This is a genomic window from Streptomyces sp. NPDC088354 (genome assembly GCF_044753585.1).
Taxonomy (GTDB): Bacteria; Actinomycetota; Actinomycetes; order Streptomycetales; family Streptomycetaceae; genus Actinacidiphila.
Window position 1 is genome coordinate 1 of the sequence record NZ_JBIVNJ010000118.1, and the last position, 3,565, is coordinate 3,565.

Below are 3,565 nucleotides of genomic sequence, written 5' to 3' on the forward strand. Positions count from 1 at the left end.
GCGCGTCGCGGAAGAGAAGGTTCTGGGCGGCGGTGTCGAGCTGGAGTGTCATCGGTACCTCAGGGGATGTGGGGACCGCCCCGGCGGGGCGGCGTGTCAAACCACGCTCAGTATAGGTGAAATTTCAATTAAAGCGTCAACTACCGCCCCGTTGGCGACGGGCCACAGTCGCCACGGACACGTCTCACGGCGGAGAGGGAAGCCAGAGGAAGCACACACTGTGGGCTGTGAAGGAGACGACCGATTAGGGAATTGGACCACCGACGGCACCTCGGCGCGCGTGATCCAGGACCTGCTCGCGCGAGCCGACGCCGAAGGTGATCTGCACTGGGTCGCGGCAGCCGCCTCTACGAACGCCCGCGCGCGTCAGCATCCTGCGGGATCCGCACAAGAGGCGGTAGCGGACGACCTTTAGGACGACCACGCAGTCGGTCGGCCGCACTCTGGCGACCACAAACAGCTTGTCGGCCCAGGGCAAAGCGTCCGCTGGCCTCCAGGCTCACTCCAGGTCAGGTCGGGGACGCACCTGCATTCGGGACGATCATGGCCGCGGTTCGCGTACCCCGTCCGCAAAGCAGGCCCCGGTGCGACAGGCCACCCTCCCCGCGGACAGGGTCCACTCGTCGCACGCTACCCCGGTCAGCAGCGCAGGCGAGGAACCGAGGCCGTCATGCCACAGCCTGTCGACCGGATTGCACACCCCCAAGCGCCGACGCAGAGCCGGCTGCAGGTCTCCCACTCGACCCGGCAACCCAACAGAAGGGCGAGGAACAGCGAGACACAGTCGAGTGGTGCAGCAGCAAGATGAATGCAGTGGCGGTCTCGCCGCCGGATACGACAAGACCGCCACCATCTACCTTGCTGGGCTCTGTCTCGCTGCCATCCAATTTTAGAGCGCGAGGTGATCCAAATGAGACGGACTCACATAAAAGGCCTCACGCCTAACTCGACAGCCATCTGGCACGGTGTCCACGGCATGCCTCGCTACGGTACAGTCCCGGATCCGGAAGAAGCTCCGACACGGGTGCCCCCTGGGACGCTGTCACTCACAGTACAGGAGAGCGAATCAGTCGTACTTGACAACGGCACGGAATCGCAACTGCCCATTTAGGAGCCGGTTATACGCTTCGCCGACTTCTTCCTTCGGAAACACTTCGATCATGGGCTTGACCTCTCCGCGCGCCACGATCTCCAGTGCCTCAGCCAGATACTCCGGCCCATTATGGGCAGAGCCGATAATTTCAAAACTGTGGCCTGTCACCGCGAGCGCAGGGATAGGGAACGTATCGTCGGCGGAGATTCCCATGAGGATAATCTTGGCCCACGGCCGCAGTCCCCGCATCGCGTCAATGGCGGGACCGTGAGTCGGGGCGGTGTGAAGCAGAACATCTGCCCCTCCCACCTCGCGGAGCCCAGCGCCGTCGGATACGACATCATCGGCTCCCAGTTCTTTCGCCAGTGCGTGCTTGTCCGGCGAGTGAGTCACGGCGATGACGTGACAACCGGCAGCTTTAGCGAACTGAATACCAAGATGTCCCACGCCACCGATTCCCACCACGGCGACCCGAGCGCCCGGTTTTGCGTTGGCACGCCGAAGCGCGGCCCAGACGGTATAGCCCGCGCAGACAGTCGGCGCCGCCATCTCGTACGAGAGCCCGTCGGGCAGAAGGATTGTGCCCTCTTCGTCCACTGCCACGTACTCCGCCTGGCCACCGTCGACATTCACGCCCGTCAGCACAGGAGCCGCGCAGTTGTTGGCCGTTACGAAGCTGTTCACGTGCCGCTCCCGGCAAAAATCGCACCGGCCGCATGCCCGCTGCGTGATGGGGAGTCCGACTCGGTCACCGACCTTGCGAGATGTCACGCCTTCACCGAGGGCAACGACCTCACCAACGCCCTCGTGTCCCAGCACCATGGGGAACGGACGAAGTGTCAGAACTCCCTTGGCCAAAAGCGCGTCGGTGTAGCACACTCCGCAAGCATGGATCTTGACGAGAACCTGGTGAGGCCCGGCTTCCGGCTTCGGCACATCTTGCAGTACCCAAGGCGCATTGGCTCCGCTGACGACCGCGGCTTTCATGGTTACCATGCTGATCTCCTCTTATGTACGCTGCACGATCGATTAAAAATGATGCGATAGCCACGTGAGCGAATTATTTGAGTGCTCGTCGACCACTCCGCCTCAAATTCACTTCACGACTCCATGAATTTCCTTGCGCGCCATACGGATCGGCGTGGGAAAATATACCGACCGACACTTGAGTCAGCAACCTAGAAGACCGATCACATCCCCGGAACCAACTTCGCGTCGCTCAAGTTCCACCATGTGGCGCGGATTCAATATCTCGAAGGGTGACGTCTCTTTGACTGGCCGAAAAATTGTCTAAAAAGGGTCAGGGGGCACCATCACCCATTCCGATCAAGGGTTTCAGCTCGGGTCCTGTGCGATCACCCAACTCGCGCATGCCTCCGGCTTGCTGGCCTCACTGGCTTCATCGAGGGCTGCGTGGACACCAACAGAATCCTTCTGGGCTCGGGTCCGGTCGAACTGCCTTACTCCGCAGACAGTGGCAAACGCGTCGGAAGCTGATCTCCGTGCTCTTTGCGCACCCGAAAATCTTCCATAGCCGCCAGCGCAGGCACTCCGCGCTGGGCATGCTCAGCCCAGTGGAGTACGAACTCGGCACCCCACCAACAGCCCGGGATGACGACCGCGTCCTATGTGGTGAGGCGGTTGTTGGGCTGTTCATGGGGCGGAGTACGTGGAGTTGGATTGTTCCGGACGGGTCGTGGGAGATAGCGGAGCCGCTGATCCCGCCGTCGCAGGTGCGGCCGCAGGGCGGCGACTCCCAGGACACGGCTGATGAGAGCTGTCCACCGCGATGATCCATGTGCTGATCAGCGGATGAGCCTGGCGCGCTCTGCCGCCATGCTTCGGGATATCGAAGTCGACGGCTCATCGCCGATTCCTTGATCTGCTCCAGAACCGGCGTGTGAGGCCGTCTGTACGAGGCGGTCCTGCACCGGCTCGACGACGCGGGCCTGGTCGACGTGACCCGCGTCTTCACGGGGCTCTCCCCCCCTGGCTTCGCGGGGCCACCCCCACCCATGTCCGGACCCAAGGGTGCCCCTAGGGCGTGTATCGAAAGTGGATCTTGGTGTGGAATGATCTTGGTTCGTGGCGCGTGGAGATCTGACGGACGAGCAGTGGGCCGTGCTGGAGCCGCTGCTGCCGAGGGGCAAGAAGGCCGGTCGACCGGTGATATGGACCCGGCGGCAGCTGATCGACGGCATACGATTCCGTGTCCGCACCGGTATCCCCTGGCGGGACGTGCCCGAGCAGTACGGGCCGTGGGGTCGGGCGTACGACCTGTTCCGCCGCTGGCAGCGGGACGGCACCTGGCAGCGGATCTTCACCGCCCTCCAGGCCCAGGCAGAGGCGAAGGACCTGATCACCTGGGATCTCAACGTCGACTCCACCGTCTGCCGGGCCCACCAGCACGCCGCGGGAGCGAGGAAAAGGTGCCCCTATGGTCTTCGTCAAGCCGCGGTAGGGGTCGGCGGG

2 protein-coding genes and 1 pseudogene are annotated in these 3,565 nt (G+C 63.1%); 2 read left to right on the forward strand and 1 reads right to left on the reverse strand.

The genetic code is table 11. The annotated features are described in order from the left end of the window. Positions 1-1,066: 1,066 nt before the first annotated feature. Positions 1,067-2,089, reverse strand: a complete 1,023-nt coding sequence (locus tag ACIP98_RS42000) for an alcohol dehydrogenase catalytic domain-containing protein (protein ID WP_401982120.1) — start codon at positions 2,087-2,089, stop codon at positions 1,067-1,069. 659 nt (positions 2,090-2,748) lie between these two features. Here ACIP98_RS42000 and ACIP98_RS42005 point away from each other — a divergent pair. Both ACIP98_RS42005 and ACIP98_RS42010 read left to right on the forward strand, forming a co-directional pair. After that, a pseudogene (locus ACIP98_RS42005) lies at positions 2,749-3,063 on the forward strand (transposase); the annotation flags it as partial. A 115-nt stretch (positions 3,064-3,178) separates the two neighbouring features. After that, positions 3,179-3,565, forward strand: a 387-nt coding sequence (locus ACIP98_RS42010) for an IS5 family transposase (protein ID WP_401982123.1), incomplete at its 3' end; no start/stop codon positions are given.